The organism is Duffyella gerundensis (assembly GCF_001517405.1).
GTDB lineage: Bacteria > Pseudomonadota > Gammaproteobacteria > Enterobacterales > Enterobacteriaceae > Duffyella > Duffyella gerundensis.
Genome location: NZ_LN907827.1, coordinates 2,597,223 through 2,623,931, shown reverse-complemented (window position 1 = coordinate 2,623,931; position 26,709 = coordinate 2,597,223). Strand labels below are relative to the sequence as shown.

Annotated in this window: 24 protein-coding genes and 1 tRNA gene; 11 read left to right on the top strand and 14 right to left on the bottom strand. The window is 54.2% G+C overall.

All coding sequences use genetic code 11. The features are described from left to right. The first annotated feature begins 29 nt into the window (after positions 1-29). The 3 genes from EM595_RS12180 to ompC all read left to right on the top strand — a co-directional run bounded on the left by EM595_RS12180 (position 30) and on the right by ompC (position 4,984). Entirely contained in the window at positions 30-2,168 is a 2,139-nt protein-coding gene (locus EM595_RS12180) for a type I secretion system permease/ATPase (RefSeq protein WP_067432354.1), read from the top strand. Beyond that, the gene (locus EM595_RS12175; protein WP_067432351.1) at positions 2,165-3,334 is read left to right on the top strand and encodes an HlyD family type I secretion periplasmic adaptor subunit; all 1,170 of its coding nucleotides are present in this window, start codon (positions 2,165-2,167) and stop codon (positions 3,332-3,334) included. Before EM595_RS12180 ends, EM595_RS12175 begins: the two co-directional genes overlap by 4 nt. Positions 3,335-3,862: 528 nt before the next feature. Then, complete coding sequence (gene ompC, locus EM595_RS12170; protein WP_067432348.1) at positions 3,863-4,984, top strand: porin OmpC; 1,122 nt, start codon at positions 3,863-3,865, stop codon at positions 4,982-4,984. A gap of 52 nt (positions 4,985-5,036) precedes the next feature. On the opposite strand, the gene EM595_RS21140 is transcribed toward ompC, so the two are convergent. Then, complete coding sequence (locus tag EM595_RS21140) at positions 5,037-5,201, bottom strand: hypothetical protein (RefSeq protein ID WP_157883886.1); 165 nt, start codon at positions 5,199-5,201, stop codon at positions 5,037-5,039. A 432-nt stretch (positions 5,202-5,633) separates the two neighbouring features. Between EM595_RS21140 and apbE the strand changes: the two genes are divergently transcribed. The 3 genes from apbE to EM595_RS12155 all read left to right on the top strand — a co-directional run bounded on the left by apbE (position 5,634) and on the right by EM595_RS12155 (position 9,073). Beyond that, entirely contained in the window at positions 5,634-6,671 is a 1,038-nt protein-coding gene (gene apbE / locus EM595_RS12165) for an FAD:protein FMN transferase ApbE (RefSeq protein ID WP_067432345.1), read from the top strand. A 17-nt stretch (positions 6,672-6,688) separates the two neighbouring features. Then, complete coding sequence (alkB, locus tag EM595_RS12160; protein ID WP_067432342.1) at positions 6,689-7,342, top strand: DNA oxidative demethylase AlkB; 654 nt, start codon at positions 6,689-6,691, stop codon at positions 7,340-7,342. Positions 7,343-7,420: 78 nt separating this feature from the next. Beyond that, on the top strand, positions 7,421-9,073 hold the full coding sequence (locus EM595_RS12155) for a multidrug ABC transporter permease/ATP-binding protein (RefSeq protein ID WP_067432339.1): 1,653 nt from the start codon (positions 7,421-7,423) through the stop codon (positions 9,071-9,073). Here EM595_RS12155 and EM595_RS12150 read toward each other — a convergent pair whose 3' ends face one another. Continuing rightward, the gene (locus tag EM595_RS12150; RefSeq protein ID WP_162265766.1) at positions 9,074-9,745 is read right to left on the bottom strand and encodes a 4'-phosphopantetheinyl transferase family protein; all 672 of its coding nucleotides are present in this window, start codon (positions 9,743-9,745) and stop codon (positions 9,074-9,076) included. A 140-nt stretch (positions 9,746-9,885) separates the two neighbouring features. After that, positions 9,886-10,089 carry a hypothetical protein gene (locus tag EM595_RS12145; RefSeq protein ID WP_067432333.1) on the bottom strand — a complete coding sequence of 68 codons (204 nt, stop codon included), beginning with the start codon at positions 10,087-10,089 and terminating at the stop codon, positions 9,886-9,888. A gap of 189 nt (positions 10,090-10,278) precedes the next feature. On the opposite strand from EM595_RS12145, the gene EM595_RS12140 reads away from it, so the two are divergent. Then, a complete protein-coding gene (locus tag EM595_RS12140; protein WP_067432330.1) occupies positions 10,279-10,821 on the top strand; it encodes a GNAT family N-acetyltransferase in 543 nt (180 codons plus the stop codon). Positions 10,822-10,828: 7 nt separating this feature from the next. Here EM595_RS12140 and EM595_RS12135 read toward each other — a convergent pair whose 3' ends face one another. The 5 genes from EM595_RS12135 to EM595_RS12110 all read right to left on the bottom strand — a co-directional run bounded on the left by EM595_RS12135 (position 10,829) and on the right by EM595_RS12110 (position 15,357). Beyond that, on the bottom strand, positions 10,829-11,665 hold the full coding sequence (locus tag EM595_RS12135) for a glycosyltransferase family 17 protein (RefSeq protein ID WP_067432327.1): 837 nt from the start codon (positions 11,663-11,665) through the stop codon (positions 10,829-10,831). 305 nt (positions 11,666-11,970) lie between these two features. Further along, a tRNA-Pro gene (locus EM595_RS12125) sits at positions 11,971-12,047 on the bottom strand. A gap of 73 nt (positions 12,048-12,120) precedes the next feature. Continuing rightward, positions 12,121-13,872, bottom strand: a complete 1,752-nt coding sequence (yejM, locus tag EM595_RS12120) for an LPS biosynthesis-modulating metalloenzyme YejM (protein ID WP_067432322.1) — start codon at positions 13,870-13,872, stop codon at positions 12,121-12,123. A 21-nt stretch (positions 13,873-13,893) separates the two neighbouring features. Next, entirely contained in the window at positions 13,894-14,121 is a 228-nt protein-coding gene (locus tag EM595_RS12115; RefSeq protein WP_067432320.1) for a YejL family protein, read from the bottom strand. Positions 14,122-14,301: 180 nt separating this feature from the next. After that, positions 14,302-15,357: an acyltransferase family protein gene (locus EM595_RS12110; protein WP_067432311.1), complete on the bottom strand. Its 1,056-nt coding sequence runs from the start codon at positions 15,355-15,357 to the stop codon at positions 14,302-14,304. Positions 15,358-15,810: 453 nt separating this feature from the next. Between EM595_RS12110 and yejK the strand changes: the two genes are divergently transcribed. Beyond that, positions 15,811-16,815, top strand: coding sequence for a nucleoid-associated protein YejK (gene yejK / locus EM595_RS12105; protein WP_067432309.1), 1,005 nt, complete (start codon positions 15,811-15,813; stop codon positions 16,813-16,815). 65 nt (positions 16,816-16,880) lie between these two features. Here the strand turns inward: yejK and rplY are convergent, their stop codons facing one another. Beyond that, positions 16,881-17,165, bottom strand: coding sequence for a 50S ribosomal protein L25 (rplY, locus tag EM595_RS12100; RefSeq protein ID WP_067432306.1), 285 nt, complete (start codon positions 17,163-17,165; stop codon positions 16,881-16,883). 122 nt (positions 17,166-17,287) lie between these two features. Next, positions 17,288-19,042, bottom strand: coding sequence for a DNA repair helicase RadD (gene radD / locus EM595_RS12095; RefSeq protein ID WP_067435439.1), 1,755 nt, complete (start codon positions 19,040-19,042; stop codon positions 17,288-17,290). A gap of 266 nt (positions 19,043-19,308) precedes the next feature. On the opposite strand from radD, the gene rsuA reads away from it, so the two are divergent. The 3 genes from rsuA (at position 19,309) to EM595_RS12080 (ending at position 21,856) form a co-directional block, all read left to right on the top strand. After that, positions 19,309-20,025 carry a 16S rRNA pseudouridine(516) synthase RsuA gene (gene rsuA, locus EM595_RS12090; RefSeq protein ID WP_067432303.1) on the top strand — a complete coding sequence of 239 codons (717 nt, stop codon included), beginning with the start codon at positions 19,309-19,311 and terminating at the stop codon, positions 20,023-20,025. Positions 20,026-20,049: 24 nt separating this feature from the next. Next, the gene (locus tag EM595_RS12085; protein ID WP_067432300.1) at positions 20,050-21,252 is read left to right on the top strand and encodes a Bcr/CflA family multidrug efflux MFS transporter; all 1,203 of its coding nucleotides are present in this window, start codon (positions 20,050-20,052) and stop codon (positions 21,250-21,252) included. A 256-nt stretch (positions 21,253-21,508) separates the two neighbouring features. Then, entirely contained in the window at positions 21,509-21,856 is a 348-nt protein-coding gene (locus tag EM595_RS12080; RefSeq protein ID WP_067432297.1) for a YejG family protein, read from the top strand. Positions 21,857-22,048: 192 nt separating this feature from the next. On the opposite strand, the gene EM595_RS12075 is transcribed toward EM595_RS12080, so the two are convergent. The 4 genes from EM595_RS12075 to EM595_RS12060 form a co-directional block, all read right to left on the bottom strand. Beyond that, positions 22,049-23,641, bottom strand: a complete 1,593-nt coding sequence (locus EM595_RS12075; RefSeq protein ID WP_067432294.1) for a cyclic di-3',5'-guanosine monophosphate phosphodiesterase PdeN — start codon at positions 23,639-23,641, stop codon at positions 22,049-22,051. Positions 23,642-23,857: 216 nt separating this feature from the next. Beyond that, positions 23,858-24,433 carry a bifunctional murein DD-endopeptidase/murein LD-carboxypeptidase gene (gene mepS / locus EM595_RS12070; RefSeq protein ID WP_067432291.1) on the bottom strand — a complete coding sequence of 192 codons (576 nt, stop codon included), beginning with the start codon at positions 24,431-24,433 and terminating at the stop codon, positions 23,858-23,860. Positions 24,434-24,946: 513 nt separating this feature from the next. After that, the gene (locus tag EM595_RS12065; protein WP_067432288.1) at positions 24,947-25,654 is read right to left on the bottom strand and encodes a phosphatase PAP2 family protein; all 708 of its coding nucleotides are present in this window, start codon (positions 25,652-25,654) and stop codon (positions 24,947-24,949) included. Between the two features lie 44 nt (positions 25,655-25,698). Further along, positions 25,699-26,676 carry a CobW family GTP-binding protein gene (locus tag EM595_RS12060; RefSeq protein WP_067432286.1) on the bottom strand — a complete coding sequence of 326 codons (978 nt, stop codon included), beginning with the start codon at positions 26,674-26,676 and terminating at the stop codon, positions 25,699-25,701. Between the last annotated feature and the right edge of the window lie 33 nt (positions 26,677-26,709).

Below are 26,709 nucleotides of genomic sequence, written 5' to 3'. Positions count from 1 at the left end.
GCGGCGAACGGCACACAGAGGCAGTATTAATGACAACACAACGTGCAACCACCGAGAACTGGATCGCCGCCATGCTGCGCGTCGCGGCGCGCTTCGGTAAGCCAGCCGATGGTGACACCCTGCGCCAGCAGATGCGCTGGTTTGAGCAATTAACTGATGCGCAACAGCTGGAGCGCCTGGCAGGGCTGCTGGGCCTGCACCTCACCATGACGCCGCGCGACAAACTGCGCTGGCATCAGGAAATTACGCCGGTGGTGCTGGCGCTGGAAAACGGCGGCGTGGCGGTGATTGAAGCCATTGATGGCGCAGGTAACGCGCGCTACTGGCTTAGCGACGGCGGCGACGTGGTGCGGGAAACCGAACTGGCCAGCCTGCTGGCGCGCGCGGAGCCGCTGGTCGGCGTGGTCGGCGTGGCCGCCCGCGGTCGTGACGCACGCATCGATGAATTTGTGCAGCCCTATCAGCCGCACTGGTTCTGGCGCAATTTTCGCGGTATGGGGCGGCGCATTGCCGAGATCTCGCTCGCCTCGGTGGTCGGCAACGTGCTGGCGCTGGCGGGCATTCTGTTTTCGATGCAGGTCTATGACCGCGTGATCCCGGCGCAGTCGCAGCCAACATTATGGGTGCTGTTTACCGGCGTGCTGATTGCCGCCGCGGTGGAATACCTGATTCGCCTGATGCGCACGCAGGTGTCTGACATGATGGGCAAGCGCATCGATCTGAAAGTCTCTTCCATGCTGTTTGCCCGGGCAATGAGCATCCGTAACGAGGCGCGGCCTAAATCCACCGGCTCTTTTATTTCTCAGCTGCGTGAAATCGATCAGGTGCGTGAACTGCTGACCTCCACCACCGTCGGCGCGGCGGCAGATATGCCGTTTGTGATTCTGTTTCTGTTTATCATGGGCTTTATCGGCGGCCCGCTGGTGATCATCCCGCTGCTGGCGATTCCGCTGATTGTGATTCCCGGTCTGCTGGTGCAGATCCCGATGGCGAAACTGGCGAAAGAGGGGCTGCGCGAAGGTGCACTGCGCAACGCGGTGCTGGTGGAAACCATTGAGGGCGTTGAGGATATCAAGGCGCTACAGGCGGAACCTTACTTCCAGCGGCAGTGGGAACAGACGCACGAGGTTAGCGCCACGATCGGCATGCAGCAGCGACTGTGGGGCGCGCGGCTCACCGGCTGGGCTTCAACCGTGCAGCAGCTGACCTACGCCGGCATGCTGGTGTTTGGCGTTTATCTGGTGCTGGCGGGGGATATCACCACCGGTACGCTGGTGGCCAGCAGCCTGCTCTCCTCGCGCACCATTGCGCCGCTGATGCAGCTGACCATGGTGTTTTCGCGCTGGCAGCATGCCAAAAGCGCGATGAACGGGCTGGATGAACTGCTGAAAAAGCCGCTGGATCAACAGCCGGAAGGCGAAGCGGCACACTGCCCAACGCTGACCGGCCATTACGACCTGCGCAACGTCAGCTACAGCTACGATGAAGAGAAAGTTAAAAATGTGCTCACCGTCGGCCAGTTGCAGATTAAGCCGGGCGAACGTATTGCGCTGCTGGGCAAGGTGGGCGCAGGCAAATCGACGCTGCTGAAGCTGTTGGCCGGACAGGCGCTGGCGACTCAGGGCAAGGTGCTGGTAGATGGCGTCGACATTGCGCGCATCGATCCGGTGGATCTGCGTCGTCAGCTTGGCTGGCTGTCGCAGGATTCGCGGCTCTTCTTCGGCACGCTGCGGCAGAATCTGATGCTGGGTAATCCGCACGCCAGCGAGCAGGAGATGCTACAGGCGCTGCGCATCAGCGGCGCGCTGAGCCTGGTGCAGCAGGATGCCGCCAGCCTCGATCGGGTGATCAACGAAGGTGGCCGCGGACTCTCCGGCGGCCAGCGGCAAATGGTGATGCTCAGTCGCATGATCCTGCGCCAGCCACAGGTGGTATTGCTTGATGAGCCGACCGCATCGATGGATGAGCAGTTGGAAGAGCATGTGATCAAACAGATGGATGAATGGCTGCGTGGCCGCACGCTGGTGTTGGTGACGCACAGACCGGCGCTGCTAAAAATGGTAGATCGTATTGTGGTGATGGAAGGAGGCAGAATTATTGCTGACGGCGCCCGCGATGAGATCCTGCGCCGTGCCACGCCGCAACCCGCACGGGGAGAAAACGCATGAGCCTGGTGTTAATGGATCGCAAATTCAAACAGAACGAACGGCGGACGTCAGCCATTATCTGGCTGTGCAGCGCGGCGCTGGCGCTGTTTCTGGTGTGGGCGCATTTTGCCGTGCTGGATGAGGTGACGGTCGGCACCGGTAAGGTGACGCCGCCGAGCCGTGCGCAGGTGATCGAGAGCCTCGACGGCGGCATCGTCAATGAGCTAAACGTCCATGAAGGCGATATTGTGGAAAAATCGCAGGTGCTGGCACGGCTCGATCCCACCCGTTTTCAGTCCAACTTTGGCGAAGCGCAGGCCAAAGCGCGTACCCTGCGCGCCTCGGCAGAACGGCTGCGTGCCGAGCTGACCGGTGCGCCGTTGCAGTTCAGCGCAGAAACGCTGAAGGCGCCGGAACTGGTGGCGCGCGAAAGCCAGCTGTTTGAATCGCGGCGGCGCAATCTCACTGAAACGGTCAGCAATTTACAGCAGTCGATGAAACTGGTGCAGGATGAGCTGCGTATGACTGAACCGCTGGTGGCGAAAGGCGCAGCGGGGCAGGTTGAGGTGATTCGCCTGCGCCGTCAGATCAGCGATCTGCGCGGCAAAATCGATGAGGCAAAAAACGACTACGCGGTACGCGCCAGGGAGGAGCAGGTGAAAAATAACGCCGATCTGGATGCCCAGTTGCAGGTGCTGGCCGGTAAAGAAGATCAACTGACGCGCGCCACGCTCTATTCACCGGTGCGCGGGATCGTCAAGGATATTCAGGTCACCACCGTTGGCGGCGTGCTGCAACCCGGCGGTAAGCTGATGGAGATTGTGCCGCTGGAAGATCAGCTGCTGATCGAAGCGCGCATCAATCCCCGTGATATCGCCTATATTCGCCCTGGCCTGGCGGCGGTGGTGAAAGTCACCGCGTATGATTCGTCGATTTACGGCGATCTGCATGGTGAAGTGGAAACCGTCTCGCCCGACACGCTGCAGGATGAGGTGAAGCGCGATCAATATTATTATCGCGTTTGGGTGCGCACGCAGAAAGCGGAGCTGACCAATAAAGCGGGGCGTAAATTTCCTATTGTGCCGGGCATGGTTGCCAACGTGGAAATTAAAACCGGGCAAAAAACGGTCATGGATTACCTGTTGAAACCGCTGAACAAAGTGAAAGAGGCGATGCGCGAACGCTGATATTTTGTCAGATGATTCCGAATGGCTGAATTGTCAGACAAGGAAGCCTGGCGATGCATTTATTTCCGCGGTTGATCATATTCGGCCTGCCAGTTCCGCCATATTGCAGACAAAAAAATGCCGGGCAATAAGCCCGGCGGGAAATAAGGGTAAAACAGATCATTCGGGGTGAATGAAGGTAATAATGAAATAAAATGATGATAGCGGGATCTATTATATAACCCGATGACCGACTCTTTTTATCATTCAGTGCTCAGATTTCAGCGTAAATTAATGTTATGAAATAGAAGGTTTTTTATATTTTTGTGCATTTTGTGCGATAATTTTAAACGATGTGTGCTGTTTAAAAGTTCCGCTTTATTTACATTTAGAAACACTGCTTCGCATCGATGAAACATCTTCGGAAATTTAGTAGCATTTTCTTTATAGATTATTACCCTCATCGAATGAACAATGGCCCATCGGCTGAATTTTTAGGCATTCAGCACGCAGTGGCAAATAAAGGCACATAATTAGAGGGTAATAAAAATGAAACTTCGCGTTCTCTCCCTGATGGTCCCCGCGATGCTGATCGCTGGTTCAGCAGGCGCAGCTGAGATTTACAACAAAGATGGAAATAAGTTGGATCTCTTCGGCAAAGTAGACGGTTTGCACTATTTTTCCGATAACGACGGTTCTGACGGTGACCAATCTTATGTGCGCTTTGGCTTTAAAGGCGAAACGCAAATCTCTAACGAACTGACTGGCTACGGTCAGTGGGAATATCAGGCGGCGCTGAATAATTCTGAAGCCCAGGGCACCGCAGACAGCTTTACGCGTGTTGGCTTTGCCGGCCTGAAGTTCGGTGATGCGGGCTCGCTGGATTATGGCCGTAACTACGGCGTGATTTACGATCTGGGCGCGTGGACCGACGTGCTGCCTGAGTTCGGCGGCGACACCTACGGCGCGGATAACTTTATGTACCAGCGCACCAACGGCGTGGCGACCTACCGCAATAACAACTTCTTCGGCCTGGTTGATGGCTGGAACTTTGCGGTGCAGTATCAGGGTAAAAACGACAACGCGACCGAAGCGGCTGGCGGACGTGATGTACTGGCACAGAACGGTGATGGCTGGGGTCTGAGCACCACTTACGATCTCGGCTCTGGTTTCGGTATCGGCGCGGCGATGTTCCAGTCTGATCGTACCAACAATCAAAATGGCCTGGGCAACAACAACACCGATATTCGTGGCCGTGGCGACAAAGCGGAAGTCTATGCGGGCGGCCTGAAATATGACGCCAACAACGTCTACCTGGCAGCGACCTACAGCAAATCCTATAACGCTACCCGTTTCGGCGACAGCAACGACAGCGATGTTTACGGTTATGCAGACAAAGCGGAAAACTGGGAGCTGGTGGCACAGTATCAGTTCGATTTCGGCCTGCGTCCTTCTCTGGCCTACGTCTCCTCACGCGGTACCGACATTCAGGGTTACGGCAAGCAGAACCTGAAAAAGTATATCGATGTAGGCGCGACTTACTACTTCAACAAAAACATGTCGACCTATGTTGATTATCAAATCAACATGCTGGACGACAACCAGTTCACCGACGATGCCGGTATCAATACCGACGACGTGGTGGGTGTCGGCCTGGTTTACCAGTTCTGATCAAATAAAAACGGAGCCTGTTCAGGCTCCGTTTTTTTATGCATCTGCTCGCTCACCGCTTAGCTTCCTCCTGTGACACGCGCGTGTCGCCACCTTGCTCCGGCTTTGTTGCCGCATTCAGCATCTGCTCACTGAAGCCGCTAAAGGCCAGGCCGCTTAACGTCAGGCCGGAAAACTTCATTAGGTGAAGCATCACTACGGAAGGGGTGTTGATCATGGTCAGCTCCTGAGTCGGCAGGCGTAACATACGCAATCTAACCTAAGCAGGAGTCGTGCCAAATCTGTAAAGCAGGAATAACGCGGGTTCAGGCGCAGCCTTTAAGGCGAGCTGCACAGCGCCGGTGCAAAAACGGCCCCATAAGGAGGCCGTGATGCCTTATCGACGTGCGCGATAAGCGGTCAGCGATTTTTTGCTGGTCTGTTTTTTCATGCGCCAGGTTGCATAGAACATGGCCGCCAAAGAAAGCAGCAGCAGGGCATAATAGATCATTTCGGTCTCCTGTTTAGCGAGTAATATGTCCGCCACAATTGCGACGCGATCTATGAATCACTATTTTCGTTAGCCTGAAGACATTATTCAACGTTCAATTGTCCCAATTTGCCGCAAGTTATGCTGAAAATTTCATTATCCGTAAAAGAAGGGAAGGATATGCGCTTTTTGATCGCCGTCTGTTGTGCGGCGCTGCTGTTAACCGGTTGCGATAAGCCACAGGAATCCACGCTGGTATTGCAGGGCAAGACCATGGGCACCGTCTGGCGCGTGAGCCTCGCGGGCGTTGAAGCATCGCAGCAGGCGGAACTGCAGCAGGCGATACAGCAGCAGCTGGATCATGACGACCGCGAGCTATCCACCTGGAAAAGTGATTCGGTGCTGTCGCACTTTAATCAGTATCACGGCCTTGAACCCCAGCCGATCGGCGCCAACATGGCGGATATTATTGTCATGGCACTGCGCATTGGCGCCAAAACCCAGGGCGCGATGGACATTACCGTTGGGCCGCTGGTGAACCTGTGGGGCTTTGGGCCTGACGCGCAGCCGCACCATCTGCCGACGGCGGCGCAAATTGCCACGGCAAAAGCGCAAACCGGTTTACAGCATCTGCGGGTGACTGAGGGCGTAAACGGCGCGTCGCTGCAGAAAGATCTGCCCGATCTGTATGTCGATCTCTCTACCATGGGCGAAGGCTTTGCCACCGATCATCTGGCACGCCTGATGGAACAGAGGGGCATCAATAATTATCTGGTGTCGGTGGGCGGTGCGGTATTGACGCGTGGCCTGAACAGCGGCGGCAACGCCTGGCGCGTGGCGGTGCAAAAACCCACCGATCGTGAGAATGCCGTCGAGGCGATTGTCGATTTACAGGGGCACGGCATCAGCACCTCCGGCAGCTATCGCAACTATTATGAACTGGATGGCAAACGCATTTCGCACGTCATCGATCCGGCGACCGGTGCGCCGATTGAGCATAAGCTGGTCTCCGCCACCGTGATCGCCACCACCGCGCTGGAAGCGGATGGCTGGGACACAGGCCTGATGGTGCTGGGCACGGAAAAAGCGCGGGCGCTGGCGATCAAAGAGAAGCTGGCGGTCTATCTGGTCACCAAACAGGGTGACGGTTTCACCCACTGGATGTCACCGCAGTTTCGCGCCTTTCTCCGCGACGAGCAGGGCAAAACTGCACCTTAATAGTGTTGGAGGCGATGATGCTCGATCTGTTTAGCGATGAAGCACCCTGGACTGAGCCACTGGCACCCGGCGCGGTGATCCTGCGGCGGCTGGCACGCGATGAGGCGGGCGACCTGCTGCGCACCGTGATGGAGATTGCCGCCGTGAATCCGTTTCAGCATCGCATCACGCCCGGCGGCTATCGCATGTCGGTGGCGATGACCAACTGCGGCAATTTAGGCTGGTACAGCGATCGTCGTGGCTATCGCTACAGCGAGCAGGATGCGGAAAGCAACCGCCCCTGGCCGCCGATGCCCGCGTCGTTTCTGGCGCTGGCGCAGCGCGCCGCTGGTCTGGCGGGATTTAAGGACTTTGCGCCTGATGCCTGTCTGATCAATCGCTATGCGCCCGGTGCCAAAATGTCGCTGCATCAGGACAAAGATGAAAAGGATCTGAGTCAGCCGATCGTCTCCGTTTCGCTCGGCCTGCCAGCGGTGTTTCAGTTTGGTGGCTTTGAACGCAGCGACGCGGTGCAGCGCGTGCTGCTGGAACAGGGAGATGTAGTGGTGTGGGGTGGCCCGTCGCGGCTGCGCTTTCACGGCATTCAGCCGCTGAAGCCGGGCGTGCATCCCGACGCGGGCGCGTTCCGCTACAACCTGACGTTTCGTCGCGCTGGGATGGCGCATTTTTAAGCTTAATGAGAATTATTATTGCTATCAACGATCATCTGATTACACTGCTGGCAGCTCTCGTCTGACCTGGAATGTATCATGGAGTTACTGCACGTCGTTTATAAGCAATACCGCTGGCCGTTTATCGCGGTGATTGTACTGAGCCTGCTGAGCGCAGCGCTGGGCATCGGCCTGATCGCCTTCATCAATCGCGAACTGATCGTCAACATCAACGCGTCGTTGACCGTGCTGCCGGAGTTCCTGCTGCTGCTGGTGATTCTGATGGCGGTGACGCTGGCTTCGCAGCTGGCGTTGACGCAGCTTGGCCACCATTTCGTTTATCGTCTGCGCGGCGAATTTATCAAGCGTATTCTCGATACGCGCGTGGAACGCATCGAGCAAATCGGCAACGCGCAGTTGCTGGCGGGACTGACCAGCGACGTGCGCGCCATCACCATCGCCTTTGTGCGCCTGCCGGAACTGATTCAGGGAGTGATCCTGACCCTCGGCTCTGCTGCCTGGCTCGCCTGGCTGTCACCAAAAATGCTCCTGATCACCTCGCTGTGGGTGGCGATTACCATTGTCGGCGGCTGGCTGCTGGTGGCGCGAGTTTACCGCCATATGGCAAAGCTGCGCGACATTGAAGATCGGCTTTATGGCGATTTTCAGACGGTGACCGAAGGGCGTAAAGAGCTACAGCTTAACCGCCAACGCGCGCAGCTGATTTATGACACCGTCTATCAGGAAAACGCCAGCGCTTATCGCGATCACATCGTCAGGGCGGATACCTACCACCTCAGCGCGGTGAACTGGTCAAACATCATGATGCTGGGCGCTATCGGCATTGTGTTCTGGATGGCCAACAGCCTCGGCTGGGCCAATACCGCAGTGGCGGCAACCTACTCATTGACGCTGCTGTTTCTACGCACGCCGTTGCTCTCTGCCGTGGGCGCGTTACCAACCTTACTCAGCGCACAGGTGGCTTTCAATAAGCTGCGCACCTTCGATCTGGCCGAGCACCGGCCGGGCTTTGCCACGCCGGTGGTTCATCCGCAGTGGCAAACGCTTGAGCTGCGCGATGTCAGCTTTCACTATGGCGAAAAAGGCTTTGGTGTCGGGCCGGTTAACCTGACGCTGAAGCGCGGCGAACTGCTGTTTCTGATCGGCGGTAACGGCAGCGGAAAATCGACGCTGGCGATGCTGCTCACCGGCTTGTATCAGCCCACTGGCGGCACCATTTTACTCGATGGCGTGGCGCTGGAGGAGAACCAGCGCGAGGGCTATCGTCAGCTATTTTCCGCCGTGTTCACCGATCCCCATCTGTTTGATCGGCTGATCGGGCCGGGCGGTGAACCCGCCAACCCGACGCTGGTGCAGCACTGGCTGGCTCGCCTGAAGATGCAGGACAAAATCAAGCTGGAAGGTAACCGCGTGCTCAACCTCAAGCTCTCCAAAGGGCAGAGTAAGCGGCTGGCGCTGCTGCTGGCGATTGCCGAAGAGCGGGATATTTTACTGCTGGATGAGTGGGCGGCCGATCAGGATCCCCATTTCCGACGGGTTTTTTACCGGGAAATCCTGCCCTGGCTGCAGGAGATGGGCAAAACGGTATTTGCTATCAGCCACGACGATCACTACTTCGTGCATGCGGATCGCCTGCTGGAGATGCGCGAAGGCCAGCTTAGCGAACTGACCGGCGATGAGCGGCAACAGGCGACGCTGGATGCGGTCACGCGCACCGATACCTCCGCTTAATTACACCGGTGCGGCAACCAGCGTGGTAATTTCCGCTTCCTGAATCTGAAAGGCGGCTATAAAGGTCCTGCCGCCGACAAACGGCGTCAGGCTTTCGCACAGCCGCAGACGCGCCACGCCGCGGCGGCTGTCAAGCTCAATCACCTCCGCCTGATGAAAATCCATCAGCTGCTGGCAGCGCGGCCAGACCGCCTTATACAGGCTCTCTTTCAGCGAAAACGTCAGGGTCAGCGCACTGGCAAAGTCGAGCCGACAGTAGCGCAACAACGACAGTTCGCTGGCGGAAACCAGCGTATCGGCGACCTCTTCGGCCGTGGAAAGCGACATCTTTTGTTCGACATCGATGCCCAGCAGCCGCGGCTCTTCGCTATATACCACCAGCGCCCGTCCTTCGGTATGCGACAGCGACGCGCTGATCCCCGTGGGCCAGCGCGGTGATCGATCCGCATGGTTACCCAGCACAACATCATCAATACCGCAGGTTGCCATCGCATGCCGCACCGCATAGCGGCTGGCGAGCCAGTGCGCGCGCCGCTTACTGACCGAACGGTTAAGGTGTGACGGCGCGGGCAGCTGACTCAGGGCAAACAGATCGTCGCTGAAATGCGCGCTATTAAAACGCAGCTCGCAGAAACGTACCTGCGGCAATACGCACCAGTGAGAAACACTCATGCTGCTGAAAAAAGGCTGATCGGGCACGGCAACAGGCTGTTGGGCACAAAACATAGGCGCAAAGGGTAGGGGATTCAGACAGGAATTAAAGCAGGTCGCGTGCCAGGCAGCAAGCGACAGGGCATCCTTTCCCACAATGATCACTCGTTAGACGGAATTGACATCCCCTTGATGGAAACGACAAAGTGTCGCTCAGATTTGGATATTTTAGCCCCGCGTTCACACCAGCGGCTGGCCAGGCGGAAAAAATCGTCGCTGCCGATGTCATAGGCCAGCTCGACTTTGTTGATGCCAGAATGCAGCATCTCCTCCGCATCCTTCAGGTTTTTAGCTTTGATAATCATCAGGTCTTCCTGCCTTCAAATTCGAGCAGACAGAATAAATTGGCGATGTGACATTTTTGTTTCAATCAGCATTTTTCAGACTTATACCATAAAAAAATGACAGTCAGACGACAGATCTCTGTGCTGATTACGCTTTACCCGCCCGGTCATTCTCCCCTATAAATGAGCTTATAACCTGAAGGAGAAATCATGGAAACGCCACCGCTCTCTACCGCTCGTCTGGAACTCAGGCCGTTAAGCCTCAGCGATGTGCCGCACATTCAGCGGGTCTTTCCGCGCTGGGAAATCGTGCAATATTTGCATAACGCGGTGCCCTGGCCGTTTCCCGAAGATGGTGCGCTGCGTTACGTGCAGGGCGTGGCGTTGCCGGCAATGGCAGAAGGCACGGCATGGCACTGGAGCCTGCGCCATCATTCGCAGCCGGAGACGCTGATTGGCCTGATCTCACTGCGCGAAGGGGAAGACGATAACCGTGGTTTTTGGCTGGTGCCGGAATGGCAGCGCCAGGGGTTGATGAGCGAGGCGTGTGAGTGCGTGACCGACTTCTGGTTTAACGTATTGAACAAGCCGCTGCTGCGAGCGCCAAAGGCGCGAGAGAATATCGGCTCACGGCGCATCTCATTGCAAAGCGGCATGCGGCTGGTGGATACCCGGCTCGCCGATTATGTGTCTGGCGAGCTGGAATCAGAGATCTGGGAGATCACCCGCGAAGAGTGGGCGGCAAGGCGCTAATGCCGGTTTACTCGCCGGATTGGCGAATAAAATCGGCGTATTTTTCTGGATGCTGCACCAGATGCGCCGGGAAACTGTCGTGAGTCAGCGGAATCAGCCGCAGCGATCGATCGCGCTTCCAGATATCTTTTCCCTCACGCACCGCCTGCTCGATATGCTGCGCGTTATTCAGCTCAGGCAGGTCGTACTCGGTGTGTGAGATGCTGGACATCTTCTCTGCGATGCGCTCAGGCGTCATCAGCCAGGAAAAATGCCATCCCGCATCGTTAACGATGGTGGTGCGCCATTTCAGGTAATTCCAGCGCCACCAGCTGCGTTTAATGGCGCTGCGTTTTACGTTACGCAGATCTTCCGGCTTGCTGGCAAAAAAGTCCCGCAGGGTGCCGAAACGCGTCATTTTCACCAGCGTGCATTTCCGCGGCGAGCCGTTGTCGTTAAACACCTGCAGGTTGAACTGATAGTTATAAAAATTGAGGTGAAAGGTGTTACACAGCGCTCGTGGGTTGGCCCGTGCCAGCTGCTGTGGATCGATGATTTCATCGACATCGGAAATCAGAATAAGGTCATCATCCTGCGCCTGTTTCAGGCCCGCCATAATATGATTGCGCGTGCGGCGCTCATTTTCCCAGGCATCGCTGTGCGGCGGCTCATCAAACACCACGTAGATAATGCGATCGGCGAATGCCGCAAAGCGGGTGATATCAAAATGCAGCGCTTTTTTCTTGCCGGTAAAGGTATGCGTCGATTCAACAATGACAAATTTATCAACGTGCTGGTGCAGGGTGTGCAAACGAAGCTCCAGCAGCATCGCTTCATCATAATAGAGAAAACAGTCGTAAATCATGGCAACGCATCCGGACAGCGGCAGTAAAAACAGGATGCAAATGATGGCATTGCCAGCGCGCGGTCACAAGATTTTATTCAGCGCAGGAGAGGGCTACAACGGCCAGAGTGCGGTAAAGCCAGCAGGCTGGTGCCTTCGGCAAAGGACAATCAGGGCGTTGAAGGGCACCGATCGGCATTTGACCGCCGAGGATGCGGCAAAAAGGCGTGCGTTGCAGGGCTGATATGAAGCGAAGGCCGTGCCAGGATGAGCAATAAAAAAGGGATTATCCCGCAGGATAATCCCTTTTTCAGACTGCAAATTTTTGGTCGGCACGAGAGGATTTGAACCTCCGACCCCTGACACCCCATGACAGTGCGCTACCAGGCTGCGCTACGTGCCGACACGTGGACGCTTATACTACCGCTTATCATTGGTAATGCAAGCCGCAAAAAAGCTAACTGACTAATAAATAATCAGTTAGCGATAAAGCGTTTCTCTTCGGTCAGCACCTGTAACAGTAAGGCCAGCTCCGGTTTATGGTCTTTCAACTGCTCGCCGCGACTGTTGTACGCTTTATAGCTGCCGTTATTATCCAGCACCAGCGTGGTATCCGGCGTGGTAATCACCAGTCGTTTGTCATCCATGCTGGCAACCCAGTTATGACGTCGCTCGGCGGCAAACAGATCTTCGCCCTGCGAATAGTCCGCCGGGCTGGTGCTGACGTGCAGCAGGCGCTGCATCAGGGTGGTCATAATATCCTGATGATCGGTAAGCTTTTGCACGCTCTGCGCTGGCGTATTTGGCCAGTGCACCACCAGCGGCACCTGCAGCGCCGCACGATCGCCTGCATGCTCTTCGTTATCGAGCACTACGCCATGCTGCGCGGTAATCACCACCACCGTTTTATCCAGCAGCCCTTTGTCGCGCAGGGTAGCCAGCACAGACTGAATCTGCTGGTCGACGCTGGCAGCGGTCTGTTTGTAACGACGGCTGGAGACCACGCCTTTATCATCAGCACGATCAAGGCCATTCCATGCGATCCATGAGAACCAGGGCGCGCCTTCCGGTTTCTGTTTGCTTAACCAGTTTTGCCACTGGGCGGTGGTTTGCGCATTCGACTGCGCAGCCGCCGCAGGCAAGGAGTAATCGGCCAACAGCGCCTGACGCAACAGCGGTGAACGGAAACCATCGGAAGCAAACAGACCAAACTGGTAGCCCTGGCTACTCAACGCGTTGATCAGCGTGGAAGGCATGCGCGCCGCCAGCACACCATCCATATAGGTCGGTGAAATACCGTAAAACAAGCCAAAGAGGCCGCTGTCGGCATCATCGCCCGCGCTGTAATGCTGGGTGAAATTCACATTTTCCTGCGCGAACTGGCTAAGGGCGGGCAGCGTTTTGCTGCTGCTGGCCTGATTGACGCCATCAAGCGTAATCAGCAGCAGGTTCTGGCGCGTGCCAGCATCGCGGAAGCTGATATCGCTCAGTGGATAGGCGACGGTCAGCGCTTCCGGATTTCCCTGCTGTACCAGCCGACGCTGATATTCCTGCGCATCAAGCAGACCATGCTTCTCCAGAAAACGTCGGGCGGTCATCGGATAGGAGAGCGGCAGGTTAGCGCGCTGCATGGTGATAGGGCGATAGAAATTGGCATCGGCCCAGATATACATCAGATGGCTGGCAAAAAAGGCGGTAATCAGCACCATGGCTACCGGTTTGCCAAACGAGCGACGATTGAGGCTGCGCAGCTTTTGCCAGCTCCAGGTGGCGTACAGCATCTCCACAAGGAAAATAGCGGGCACGCTGATAAACATCAGCTGCCAGTCGCGCGCCATTTCGCTTTGGTCGGGGTTGATCACCAGTTCCCATACCACCGGATTGAGGTGCAAATGGAAACGGCTGAACACCGCGCTGTCGACCAACACCAGCGTTAATCCCGCGGTGGCGAAAATGGCCGATAAAAAGCGCATCAACCGTTGTGACATCACCACAAAGGTCAGCGGAAAAATCACCAGCAGATAGGCGGCAAAGACGATAAAGCTGAAGTGGCCTACCCAACTGGTATAGGCATAGATACGGCCCGCCAGTGAGGCAGGCCAGTCAGCAACCAGCAAATAGCGGCTGCCGAGAATGAAAGCGAAGATAATATTAAACAGCGCAAACCAGTGCCCCCAGCTGATCATCTGGGAGACTTTTTCGCGGTAGCGCTGCCGGTTGGTTACCATAATTAACGTCGAATTTTCACATTAATGGGCTTTGTCTTCGCGCACGGATGACTGTAACGCATCGGCGAAAGAACGGGCCATCGCGCGGCGTTGAGCGGGCGCAATGCTGGTATTGAGCAAATTGGTGACCATGTTCCCTAACACCATCAGGGAAAGATCGGTTGGCGCATGGTCTTTTTCCAGAACCTGCACCAGTTCTGCGAGGAGTTTCTCCACGCGGTCGTCGCTGTAACGGGATGATTGTGGCATAGCGTTGAATTATCAGGTAGCAAAGGGCGCTATCTTAACGTAACAGCGCGCCATTTTCTGCACTTTTATGGAGGCAAATGTGTTCGAGGGGGTGTTGCGCCAGTTAATGTTTACTCCCATCAGGCATGCGCAATAAACGAAGCGAGAAAAAGCCCGGCCGAAGCCGGGCTGAGCAGTGGCTTAGCCCGTATATCCGCGTGCTTTCTTGTATCGGCTGTGGCCATTTTTAACCAGCTCAATAACATTAACCGATTCGATGTATTTGTAGAGATATTTCGAAATCCATAATGAAAGCGTTATGCTCACTAATGCAACCGGCCATTCATATTTAGGCGCCAAATGCAGCTGATATATTATGGTTGCCAGTACCGAGTGAAAAAGATAAAGCGAGTAAGAATACTGGCCTGTCGCATGAATACGATCAAAAATTCTTCCGGTAAGCCGGGCTGATGTGGAAAGTGCTGCTACAAAAATCCAGCATGGAATACATGAGAAAAGCAAATCAATTATTTGATTGTTACTAATATTAGTTAGCGGGCTTACTTTATCCAAAAGAATTATTGATAGCGGAATTAAAAGCAGCGCCCAGGGACGCTTATGCTCAACATGCTTGTTTTCTGACATAAGCTGCCAGCTCATACCGGCGATAAATGAAATATTACACAGGTTAGAGGTGATTGCATGCCAACTCAGCGTTGTCCAGCCCAGCTTTCCGTCATTTCCCAGGAAGAAATTACTTAACGCCATAATAGTGACTATCGCTATGCTGGAAAAATAAAATACAAAGTTACGATTATTCCTGATGCTTTTTCCCAGCGTAAAAATAGCATAAAAGTAATATTCAAACATCAACGTCCAGGCGACTGGGTTGGCTATAGGTGAGTGAATGTTAAAGCTATTTTTCTCTCTGCTCCATTCAAGCCACGGTAGCAACAGGACGGTGTGAAGCATGTATTGGACAGATGTTGTCTTCACCAGTGCAGCAAGAATCAGCGGCAAAGATATGATCAAATAAGCAGGATGAATTCGCAGGAATCTTTTCTTTAAAAATGTAACGGGATGCTCACTCGCTTTAAAGGAATATAGCATGATATATCCGCTTAAAAAGAAGAACATCGATACGCCAACTTGTCCGGGAATATATTCAGCAATTGCGGGTGGCAGTAAATGTCCGGCCACAACGATAAGCGCTGCAATTCCTCTTACGATCTGTAAGTTATAGATTTCTTTTTTCATTGACTGAGGCTGCCTTTGTCGGATGCACAAGGCGTAGTCTATTCTTCATTTTTTCTGGTTAACACCTAATGTCAGCAATTTGTAAGGAATTCAGACTAAGCTTAAGTTTTATTTTTTTAATTAAGCCATTTTTTACTTTATCAAACATTATTATTTTAGATTTTATTAATGGCTGTCTAAAAACAAGGTGTTTTCTTATAGACATTTCCCAGTGGTTTAATCGGTAAAACAAAAAATCAGTCCTGCAGTCTGCGTAATGTGAGAGTTCATCTGCTTTTCTGTTCTCTCTTTTTTTGGCAAATGATGTGTTCATACAGATAAGGCGGGATCTAAAAAATGGCGCAGCGACTACTCTGGATCGTGCTGTAAAGTTTGCCTTAGCCAGCGAATGCAAGTTGAAAGCGTGCCGTTACGATGATTGAATACGCGCCTTAGCCAAGAGGAGAGCCTGCTATGAGTCTGGATATCGACCAGATCGCCCTGCATCAGTTAGTGAAGCGTGATGAACAAACGCTTGAGCTGATTCTGCGTGATTCCCTGCTGCCAACCAATGCCACCGTCAGCGCCATGGTTGAAGAACTACATCGGGTTTACAGCGCAAAGAGCAAGGCTTATGGCCTGTTCGATGAAGGCAGTGAACTGGCGGATGCCCTGCGTAACTGCCGCAAAGGCGAAGATGATTTTCTGGCCTTCAGCCGGGCGGCAACCGGTCGGTTACGCGACGAGCTGGCAAAATATCCTTTTGCAGAAGGCGGGGTAGTGCTGTTTTGCCATTACCGTTATCTGGCGGTTGAGTATCTGCTGGTTGCCGTGTTGAACAGCCAGAGCAGCATGCGTGTCAATGAAGAGCTGGATATCAGTTCGACGCACTATCTCGACATCAATCATGCCGATATTGTCGCGCGCATCGATCTCACCGAATGGGAAACGAACCCGGAATCCACGCGTTATCTCACCTTTCTGCGCGGACGCGTTGGCCGTAAAGTCGCTGACTTCTTTATGGATTTCCTCGGTGCCAGCGTTGGGCTGGACACCAAAGCGCAGAACCGCGGCTTGTTGCAGGCGGTAGATGACTTCTGTGCGGAATCGCAGCTCGATAAAAATGAGCGGCAGAACTATCGCCAGCAGGTTTACAGCTACTGCAATGAACAACTGCAGGCAGGCGAAGAGATCGCGCTGGAAGAACTGTCTAATGAACTGCCGCCGCTGGGTGAGAAAACCTTTCAGGCCTTCACCGCCGAACAGGGTTATGAACTGGAAGAGCATTTTCCAGCCGATCGTGGCACGCTGCGTCAGCTGACAAAATTTGCTGGCAGCGGCGGTGGTGTGACGATCAACTTTGATGCGCTGCTGTTGGGGGAACGCATTTTCTGGGATGCGGCCACCGATACGCTGACCATTAAAGGCACGCCGCCTAATCTGCGCGATCAGTTACAGCGCCGCACCAGCGCGAAATAGCCTTGCCGCAGACGAAAAAAAACGCCGCATAATGCGGCGTTTTCTTAGCAACTCGTTGGCGACAATTACGCGCGAACGAAGTCGATGTGCTGCAGTTTAGGCTTGAACGGGTGACGCTGAACAGCCTGCACTTTAACTTTAACTTCTTTGCCAGCAACAGCCAGGGTCAGCACGTCGGTGTAGAACTCAGGCTTAACCTGCATGTTCATAACCTGGTCATGATCCAGTTCGATGGCAACAGCTGCTTCTTCGCCGCCATAAATGATGGCTGGGAATTTGTTAGCTGTACGCAGGCGGCGGCTCGCACCCTTACCCTGCTCTTTACGTTCTTCTGCTTCAATAGTGAACATTGTTGATTCTCTTCAATAAATGTTCCTGCTACAGGCGACCCAGCAACAGGTTGGAGTGTTCAGCTTCTGCACAAGCAAAAGCGGGCGGCATTATAGCTATCTTTGCCTGCGCGGGCAAGGCGTTAACGCAGCTCGTTGGCGCGACGATAGCGGCCCTGATAGTCAAACAGTTTCTCTCGCACCTGCCAGAAATGGCCACGCGCACGCGCCACGACGAAGTCAGGATGGCGCAGCAGCGGCTGCAGGGCGATCACGTCAGCGGCGGTTTGCCAGCCTAGTGCCACGCCGGGCGCACGCTGATGTGGCCGCATAAAAAGCTGTTCAAAGGCGGTGCGCTGCGCCGGTGTCTGTAAGCGAAAGCGTTCGCTGACGCTGGTGGCATCCTCATCAAAGTAGGTGACGTTCAGCCATTCACCCTTGACGTCAGCGCCGCGTTCCAGCGTCATCCCACCGCAGCGCAGCACCAGCGCATCTTTTAACTTCAGCGCGGCCTTCAGCATATCGTCAGGATCCACCAGCACCTTGTCGCATTCATGGCAGCGACGGGCGGCAATATCGTTCTCGGCGTTACAGTACGGGCACTGTTTAAAGCGAAAGCGATAATCACACTGCTCGCGATGGCCCTCATCATCTTCCAGCACGCCCTGGCAACGGCGACCAAAGTGTTCAATCACCATGCCGTCGGCGGTGGTTTTTCCCCAGAATGTATTGGCAAAGCCACAGGAAGGGCAGAATACCTGTACCGGTTGATTATCGCTGGCGCCCTTGGGGCTGCCCACTTCCGGGGTAAACAGATCGTGAGGATTGCCGGCGTAATCCAGAATCAGGCAATCTTGCTTGCCCGGATGCAGGCGCAGCCCGCGGCCAACGATCTGTTGATAAAGGCTGACGGATTCGGTGGGGCGCAGAATGGCAATCAGATCGACGTGCGGCGCATCGAAGCCGGTGGTCAGCACCGCAACGTTGACCAGATATTTAATCTGCTGCTGCTTGAAGGCGGTAATAATGGCGTCGCGCTCCGCTGCCGGCGTACCGGCACTCACCAGCGCTTTGCCCTCCGGCAGTAAACCCAGCACCTCGTGCGCATGTTCGACCGTGGCGGCAAAAATCATCACTCCGTGGCGTTGTTCCGCAAACTCAACGATCTGGCTGATAATATGCGGCGTGATACGCGCCTGCTTTTTCAGCTCCTGATTCACTTCGGCGTCGCTGAACAGGCCGTTTGCCTGAGCGGTAAGGCGGCTGAAATCATACTGCACCACGGGCATGTCGAGGCGCTCGGGCGGCACCAGAAAGCCGTGTTTGATCATATAACGCAGTGGCAGCTCATAGATGCAGTCGCGGAACAGGCTTTTTTCATCGCCGCGCACCATGCCGTGATAGTGAAAATGATAAATCCAGCCTTTGCCGAGACGAAACGGAGTTGCGGTCAGGCCAAGCAGTCGTACCTGCGCATTGGCGGCGCGCAGGTGCGTTAAAATTTGCTGATACTGGCTTTTTTCATCGTCACCAATGCGGTGACACTCATCGACAATCAGCAGCGAAAAGGCGCTGTCAAATTTATCCAGATTGCGCGCGACCGACTGTACGCTGCCAAACACCACTTTGTTCTGACTTTCGCGGCGCTGCAGGCCAGCGGCAAAAATATCCGCCTGTTCTCCGAGCGCCAGAAACTTGGCGTGATTCTGCGCTACCAGCTCTTTAACGTGGGCGAGCACCAGCACGCGACCGCGCGCCAGCCGCGCCAGTTCGGCGATAACCAGACTTTTGCCGGCGCCGGTAGGCAGCACAATGACAGCAGGATCGGTGGTGCGACGAAAATGATTGAGCGTGGCATCAACCGCTTGCTGTTGATAAGGACGCAGGGTAAAGGACATGTTAAACGCGGAAATGTGGAAACAGTGCCACATTATGGCATGAAAATGCGCTAAGCGGGCGATCGCCTCTGTCTACGCTGAAGAACACAGGATATACTTGCCATCGTTTTTCCAATGGCTTTACCCGCAGGTAAGCAGTGCGGTTCCGGTTCCCATCGGCGCTCGACTCTTTCCTCTCTTGCCAGCACGAGGCATCTCCCGTTATCCGGGAAGTAAACGCCGTTTCATCTTTTCACTTTCAGTAATTAACAGGCAAAGCAGACGTCATGCGACTCGATAAATTCTTATCTCAACAACTGGAAATCAGCCGTGCCATTGCCACGCGTGAAATACGGGCAAAACGCGTCACGGTGGATGGCGAGGTCGTGCGCGACACGTCGTTTAAACTCCAGCCGGAGCATCAGGTCGAATATGACGGCAATCCTCTGCAACAGCAGTTTGGTCCGCGTTATTTCATGCTCAACAAGCCCGCGGGTTACGTCTGTTCCACCGACGATCCCGATCATCCTACCGTGCTCTATTTTCTGGAAGAGCCGATGGCGTACAAGCTGCATGCAGCGGGCCGCCTGGATATCGATACTACCGGCCTGGTGCTGATGACTGACGACGGCCAGTGGTCGCATCGCATCACGTCACCGCGCCATCTGTGCGAAAAAACTTATCTGGTCACGCTGGAGAATCCGCTGGCCGATGATACCGCCGAGCAGTTTACTGCGGGCGTACAGCTGCATAATGAGAAAAGCCTGACCTTGCCAGCGACGCTGGAGCAGCTCAGTGAGAATCAGGTGCGCCTGACCATCAGCGAGGGGCGCTATCATCAGGTTAAACGCATGTTCGCCGCGGTAGGGAATCACGTGGTTGCGCTGCATCGTGAACGCATCGGCGGTATTACGCTGGATGATGCGCTGGAAGAGGGCGAATACCGGCCTCTGACCGCGGAAGAGATTGCCACGGTGGCAAACGTGCCTCAGCCAAAAAAATAAGGGTTTTCGTGCCGGGAGGACAGGGTGGTTAAGCAACAGAATTCGGCAACGGGTTTAGTGGTTGTGCTGGGATTGCTGGCGATGTTAATGCCGCTGTCGATCGATATGTATCTGCCTGCCATGCCGCAGATTGCTAGCGAGTTTGGCGTTTCCGCAGGCAGCGTGCAGATGACGCTCAGCATCTATATCTTTGGCTTCGCGCTGGGTCAGCTGATTTATGGCCCGCTGGCAGATAGCTTTGGCCGTAAACCGGTTATTGCTCTCGGCACCCTGACGTTTGCACTGGCGGCGGCGGCCTGTGCGCTGGCGCAGACTATCGATCAGCTCATTGTGATGCGCTTTTTGCACGGTCTCTCGGCCGCGGCCGCGAGCGTAGTGATCAATGCGCTGATGCGCGACAGTTACTCGAAAGAGGAGTTTTCGCGCATGATGTCCTTCGTCATGCTGATCACCACCATTGCGCCGCTACTGGCGCCGATTATCGGCGGCTGGCTGTTAGTGCTGTGGAACTGGCATGCGATTTTCTGGACGCTGTCGGTTGCCGCGCTGTTAACCACCGTGCTGGTGGTCACGCGCATCAAAGAGACGCTGCCCAAAGAGAAGCGCCAGCGGTTTCATCTGCGTACCACGCTGGGTAACTTTCTTTCGCTGTTTCGCCACAAGCGAGCCTTCAGCTATATGCTGGCCAGCGGTTTCTCCTTTGCCGGACTCTTCTCCTTCCTTAACGCCGGGCCTTTTGTCTACATTGAGGTTAACCATATTTCACCGCAAAACTTTGGCTACTACTTTGCGCTGAACATAGTTTTCCTGTTCCTTATGACGCTGTTTAACAGTCGTTTTGTACGACGTTTTGGCCCGCTGGCGATGTTCCGTCTGGGCCTTTATATTCAGTTTGCTATGGGCATCTGGCTGCTGATTGTCAGCGCGCTTGACCTCGGCTTTCTGCCGTTGGTGTTTGGCGTAGCGATGTTTATCGGCTGCGTGGCGATGGTCTCCTCCAACGCAATGGCGGTGATTCTTGATGAGTTTCCGCACATGGCCGGTACCGCCTCTTCACTGGCCGGTACGCTGCGTTTTGGCGTCGGTGCCATGGTCGGCGTTGTGCTGTCACAGGCGACGTTTACCACTGCCTGGCCGATGGTCTGGTCAATCGCGCTGTGCGCCACGTTATCGGTGCTGCTCTATCTTTATGCCAGCCGTCCATCCCGCTCTGCTGCGGTAAAATAAGCGCCTGATCATCATCACTGATTAATGTTTCTTATTTGTAAAATTAATGGGTCAATCAGGTAAAATAATTGCAGCAATAATGGTTGTTATCCGTTGCTAATCGCGGTACATATAGTTTCAAAATGAGAGCTTCCTCTCAAAAAACAGGCGCATTGTTACCGCGATGCCAACCGGGCGATGCTCTGTTCGGCGCTTTTGGAAAGATAACTCCAGCGCAGAGCCGTTGCCGTGCCGATAATGTTACCTCGGGGATAGAATATTGAGCGGGCTACAACTTTCGATTGTTCATCGTTTACCACACAGCTATCGCTGGTGCGCAGAAGGTCCGGGCGGCAAAATTGAGCCGCAGGATAACAATCTGCTGGCCAATGAGCAGGATCTGATCGGTCTCCGGTTGCTGAGCCACGACGGTAAATCGGCGTGGGAAGTGATGCAGCAAATGAAGATGATGCTGGCGGAGATCGAGGTTAACGGCAGCGTAGTGGAATGCGAAGGAGAACCCTGTTTGTTTGTGCGCCGCTGCGATGAATCGGCTACCACCTGCCGCCTGAAAAATCAGGGCGTCGCCATTGCCGAAACCTTTGCTGCCTGGCAGCGCGCTTAGCGCTGCATCTGCCGCCACATACCTTCCGTTAAACTCGTCGTTTTCCCTTTCGCCTTCATGCACCAACTCATGTAAAACGCCGCGACCTCAGCTAACCATCAGGTTACAGCCTCAGGAACCGTTTCTGTTGCCGATGATTACGCAATTTAGCGATGAGTAAGCGCAGCTGAAGCAGGCAGAAACCAACCAACGCTAATTTTCTTCCACTGCTTTAAGAACTCTCAGATCTTTCTGCTGCTGATGCCAGGCGATCAACTGCGTCACTGTCAGAGGCCGGCTAAACAGATAGCCCTGCAGATGGGTGACGCCACGCGCCATTAGCCAGGCGGCCTGTTCAGCGGTTTCCACGCCTTCAGCCACCGTGTTCAGATTGAGTCTCTTCGCCAGCATGATCACCGCATCCAGCACCGGCGAGGTGACGGTTTGCCGGCCAATGCTTTGTACAAACCCGCGATCGATTTTCAGATAGTCGAAACGGTATTTTTCCAGATAGATCAGCGCGCTGTGTCCGGTGCCAAAATCGTCAATGGCGATTTTAAACTGATTGTCATGCATCCAGCTGAATATCTCGCTGGCATGATCGTTCGCCACCATGGCGCGCTCTGTAATTTCAAACACATAGGCGAAGTGGTTCGGTGGCATTGCCGCTACCCAGTGAGTAATATCCTGCCGGAACTGCGGCGAGCTGAGATGGCTGGGAGAGAGATTAAGGCCAAGCTGCAGTCCACACGGCAGCGCCTTTTTGAGTTCAGCGGCGTCGCGTGCCACCAGTTCAAACAGGTGGCGGGTAAGCGGAACAATCAAATTTTGTACTTCTGCATACTGAATGAACGCCTCGGCGGGCACCCGACCGGCTACTGGGTGCGTCCAGCGTAGCAAGGCCTCAAGGCCGTACATATGGCCAGTGTCGCTGTTGATCAGCGGCTGATATTCCACATGAAACTCACCACGTTTGATGCCCAACAGAATCTCTTTGCCGGGGCGCATATTCAGGATCAGCAAGGTATAGCTAATGGCGCTGACCAGCAACGCCAGCAGGATACCGGCCAGCACGATGAATTCCACATCGCGCGGCGCCAGCGTAGAGCCATAGAGATAAAAGGTAATCGGATAGTGGGGCAGGCTGAACTGCCGCAGCGGCGTGGTCGGCAGTAGCGATGCGGGCAAGATGTTCTTACTCCACGTCGTCAGCGCCCGATCTTTTGCCACCATCGCCATGCCGGTAATCTCCTGCTGGCGTGACGCGAGCAGCAGGTAAGGCGTCAGATTGATATCAATGGTGGTCAAAATGCCGCTGCGTGGCTGATGCGGGTTCTGCAACCACAGCACCAGCGCTGGCTTTCCTGGTACCCTGGGCGTGCCAGCCAGCAAGTTCATATCGATGGGCTGATCGAGATGCGTAGTGGGTGAAAACGTCTGCACCGCCAGGGAAAACGCACCGGTGGCAGAAGAGCAGTAGGCAATGGCATCCTTTACCAGCAGAATTGCGCGAATGTTTGAGCCAAATGCCGCACGGGCGGTCAGGTCGGCATTGCTGGCATGGCAATCAGGAAAGGGGGGAGTCAGTAACGGTTGCAAAGAGTGATGTAATTCGGTGAACACCTGGCTCATGTAATCGCGCGTATAGTGCGTGAGTCGGTCGTGGCTTGCGCTGCGCTTATACCAGGTGATGCTAAAAACAATACTGATAAACAGAATAAAGAACAGCACGCCGACGAGGAGGCTGTTTACAGCAATGCGTCGGGGATGCATAACGTGACGCGACACTATCCTGGAAAGTGGCATAAGGTGTGATCTCCCGATCAAGCCCGTCTCTATAAGTGAACCGCATATCAACATGAGCCAGGGAGAATATAACGCTCTCGGTAAGATGTCGCGTTATTAAGAGCATTAACAATCATTTAATCTGTTAACAAAGGGTATGGCGTTTATTTTTGGCATAAAAAAACGCTGCCTAAGCAGCGTTATTAATCTCAGTTTTCGCGAACTTCAGGAAACCGGTCAACTTTGCGAGCGGCTCAATACCCGACGTGCTTCGGTATAACGACGCTTCCAGTAACTGTCATTCAGGCTGGAGATCATCACACCGCTGCTGGTGGACGCGTGCACAAAGTTATCGTTGCCCAAATAGATGCCCACATGGCGGCCCGTTGAGCCTGCGCGGAACATCACTAAATCACCTGGGCGCAACTTGGTGCGGGTAATTTCTTTGCCGGTATCTTTCTGTTCCCAGGTCGAGCGAGGGAGATCGAGACCGAACTGATCGCGGAAAGTACGTTGCACAAAGGCAGAACAGTCAATACCACCTTTAGTTGTGCCACCCATACGGTAACGCACGCCTTTCCAGTCATCGTATTGTTCCATGATACGGGATTTGATATCCACGTTCTGGACCATCTGTTCAAATTCGTCCTGAGACGCCTGAAGTAAAAAACCATTGTGGTTGTTAACTTCATGATTCTCGTTTTGCGCGGTATTTCCATGATTACTGCTGGTACAGGCTGATAACATCGTCGCTAATGCGACCGCGGGTAAAACCCGCCAGATATATCTCAGAAACGGTTGAGACTTGACCATTATGTTTGTGATCCCTTGAAGTCCTTAACGACAGAAGTCGTCAAATAATTGCGAAAACGGCTTGAGATTAATTAGCGCGTGAACCTAAGACAATTCCTGAATCTTCAAAATGTGTGATTACGCACATTTTAATTGTAAAAAAGGTGGAATTTTCTGCTGCTTCAGACTAATCGAAACTGAGGTTAACCCATTCGAGACCCCGTGGCGAGGGGTTTTATGCAATTATTTATAGGTTTTTTTGATGTGAAATCATACTGTAACGCTTTGGTTACATTTTAAGCGTTTGTTCGGACGCTATGGCGAGAATTAGACCCTTTTCAGCTGCTAATTTGCGCGATGAGGGAGAAAATAAGAAATATCCGGCTGGACATCCTGTGAGCGCCCATCAATAACGGCGTCAGCGATAATAATTTCTTCTGAAGGTATTTTGTTAGCGTGCTAATTAATTAATGAAAGGTGAGTTTTAAATTTAACTGGTATTAAGGCATTAATACCAGTCAGAAGAAATAAAGATTACGACGTAGCTTTATATTTTCCCGGCAGGCTGCGATCGAGCCAGCTGATCAACGTGTCGTTTGCAGGCGTCAATAGCCACCAGCTCAATCCTACCAGCACTACCGACATGGAACCGACCATGATATCGGTGAACCAGTGCGCACCCGCCATGACGCGCGGCAGTGAGAACACGATCACAATACTCAGCGCCAGAACAAACGCGCGCGGCGTAAAGTAGCGCCACATAAAGCAGGCGAAGATGATGAGCATCATGCCGTGATCGCCCGGGAAGCTGTCTTTTGAAGCATCTTTTGCCGGAATGCCGGTAAGCTCGCTGACGCGATGCACATTTTCAAAGTAAAGCGTTGGGCTGGAATGCTTAACCGGCAGCAGATGCCCCAGCTGATTAAGCAGCACGGCAGTGAGCAGCATGCTGATGCCAATCAGCAGTAAACGCCGCCGTCCAACCGGCGTTTCACCGCGCCAGAAGCTGTAATAGAGCGCGCCCATCGCCAACAGCGAAACCGCATCAAAACCGCGAAAATTGGTGATCGCCACCAGTAGGGCAAACGCCGGATGATCGACCATTTGATCGTTAAAGCCAAAAAAGATCGTTTTATCCAGCGCAAACCAGAAGCCATGATCGGGCGGTAAATACCACGAGAGAAACAGCACAATGCCCAGTGCATTGAGCAGTAAAATGGTGATTAAACGGGTAGCGTGCATAGTCAAAGTACTCAAAGAAAAAAACAGAGCGAAGAGTAGGCTGGCTAACTTAAACGAAGCTTCAACAAGCTTTGCTGAAGCAGGTTCCAGTCAGCCTCGCTATCGTGTATGAGCTCGATACGGCTGTCAGGCGGCATCGTCTGCCGCGTCTCAATATGAAAATCGCTATCTTGGCGATTGATGCTAACCAACCCTTCTTTTATACGCATCACGCCTTTAACCCGCTTCACTGGCGCGAGCCGGGCCCATTCCAGTATGCCAACCGTATCAAAGGTGGTATCAGCGTCAAATACCCAACCGCAGCCAGCATAACCCTGACCCTGATTAACCGCACGACGCCAGCGCGCGCTGCCTTCCAGATGTAATGCAGACAGTAAAGAAGGCGCCGCGCGGTGGGCATGATGATGATGCGCATCAGGTAGCGCACGCTGATTCAGCCGCGGGCGATCCAGCAGCGTAGGATCGATATGACCGAACTGCGTAGTCACCAGCGTGCGATCCGCCAGCGCCTGTTCCTGCCACTGCTGCAGGCGTGCAATGTCATCGGCCTGCCAGCGATCTTCTTTATTCGCGACGATAATATCGGCTGCGGCCAGTTGATCGCGGAAGTTTTCATTTTCCCGCACGCGATCGTCAGCCAGCTGGCGCGGATCCAGCAGGGTCAGCGTGGCGCGCAGATCCAGCCACGGCTGATAAACCTCAGCGGTCAGCATGGTTAGGATCTGTTTGGGATGGCCGAGGCCGGTGGGTTCGATTAGCAGGCGATCGGGCTTCTGCTGCTTCAGCAGCATATTCAGACCCACCTGCATTGGCAGGCCGTTGACGCAGCACATGCAGCCGCCCGGAATCTCTTTCAGTACGGCGCCGCTTTCCGCCAGCAGCGCACCATCAATGCCAATCTCACCGAATTCGTTGACCAGCACGGCCCAGTTTTCATTCGCTGGCTTGTGCGCTAACAAGTGAAGCAGGGTGGTGGTTTTACCACTGCCTAAAAATCCGGTAATCAAATTGACCCGCGTCACGGCATCCTCCTTTATATAACGATGACCGGTAAA

What these genes read in the sequence shown, in the direction of transcription:
- EM595_RS12180 (WP_067432354.1), top strand. Translation starts at nt 30, where the DNA reads ATGACAACACAACGTGCAACCACCGAGAACTGGATCGCCGCCATGCTG.
- EM595_RS12175 (WP_067432351.1), top strand. Translation starts at nt 2,165, where the DNA reads ATGAGCCTGGTGTTAATGGATCGCAAATTCAAACAGAACGAACGGCGG.
- ompC (WP_067432348.1), top strand. Translation starts at nt 3,863, where the DNA reads ATGAAACTTCGCGTTCTCTCCCTGATGGTCCCCGCGATGCTGATCGCT.
- EM595_RS21140 (WP_157883886.1), bottom strand. Translation starts at nt 5,201, where the DNA reads ATGATCAACACCCCTTCCGTAGTGATGCTTCACCTAATGAAGTTTTCC.
- apbE (WP_067432345.1), top strand. Translation starts at nt 5,634, where the DNA reads ATGCGCTTTTTGATCGCCGTCTGTTGTGCGGCGCTGCTGTTAACCGGT.
- alkB (WP_067432342.1), top strand. Translation starts at nt 6,689, where the DNA reads ATGCTCGATCTGTTTAGCGATGAAGCACCCTGGACTGAGCCACTGGCA.
- EM595_RS12155 (WP_067432339.1), top strand. Translation starts at nt 7,421, where the DNA reads ATGGAGTTACTGCACGTCGTTTATAAGCAATACCGCTGGCCGTTTATC.
- EM595_RS12150 (WP_162265766.1), bottom strand. Translation starts at nt 9,745, where the DNA reads ATGAGTGTTTCTCACTGGTGCGTATTGCCGCAGGTACGTTTCTGCGAG.
- EM595_RS12145 (WP_067432333.1), bottom strand. Translation starts at nt 10,089, where the DNA reads ATGATTATCAAAGCTAAAAACCTGAAGGATGCGGAGGAGATGCTGCAT.
- EM595_RS12140 (WP_067432330.1), top strand. Translation starts at nt 10,279, where the DNA reads ATGGAAACGCCACCGCTCTCTACCGCTCGTCTGGAACTCAGGCCGTTA.
- EM595_RS12135 (WP_067432327.1), bottom strand. Translation starts at nt 11,665, where the DNA reads ATGATTTACGACTGTTTTCTCTATTATGATGAAGCGATGCTGCTGGAG.
- yejM (WP_067432322.1), bottom strand. Translation starts at nt 13,872, where the DNA reads ATGGTAACCAACCGGCAGCGCTACCGCGAAAAAGTCTCCCAGATGATC.
- EM595_RS12115 (WP_067432320.1), bottom strand. Translation starts at nt 14,121, where the DNA reads ATGCCACAATCATCCCGTTACAGCGACGACCGCGTGGAGAAACTCCTC.
- EM595_RS12110 (WP_067432311.1), bottom strand. Translation starts at nt 15,357, where the DNA reads ATGAAAAAAGAAATCTATAACTTACAGATCGTAAGAGGAATTGCAGCG.
- yejK (WP_067432309.1), top strand. Translation starts at nt 15,811, where the DNA reads ATGAGTCTGGATATCGACCAGATCGCCCTGCATCAGTTAGTGAAGCGT.
- rplY (WP_067432306.1), bottom strand. Translation starts at nt 17,165, where the DNA reads ATGTTCACTATTGAAGCAGAAGAACGTAAAGAGCAGGGTAAGGGTGCG.
- radD (WP_067435439.1), bottom strand. Translation starts at nt 19,042, where the DNA reads ATGTCCTTTACCCTGCGTCCTTATCAACAGCAAGCGGTTGATGCCACG.
- rsuA (WP_067432303.1), top strand. Translation starts at nt 19,309, where the DNA reads ATGCGACTCGATAAATTCTTATCTCAACAACTGGAAATCAGCCGTGCC.
- EM595_RS12075 (WP_067432294.1), bottom strand. Translation starts at nt 23,641, where the DNA reads ATGCCACTTTCCAGGATAGTGTCGCGTCACGTTATGCATCCCCGACGC.
- mepS (WP_067432291.1), bottom strand. Translation starts at nt 24,433, where the DNA reads ATGGTCAAGTCTCAACCGTTTCTGAGATATATCTGGCGGGTTTTACCC.
- EM595_RS12065 (WP_067432288.1), bottom strand. Translation starts at nt 25,654, where the DNA reads ATGCACGCTACCCGTTTAATCACCATTTTACTGCTCAATGCACTGGGC.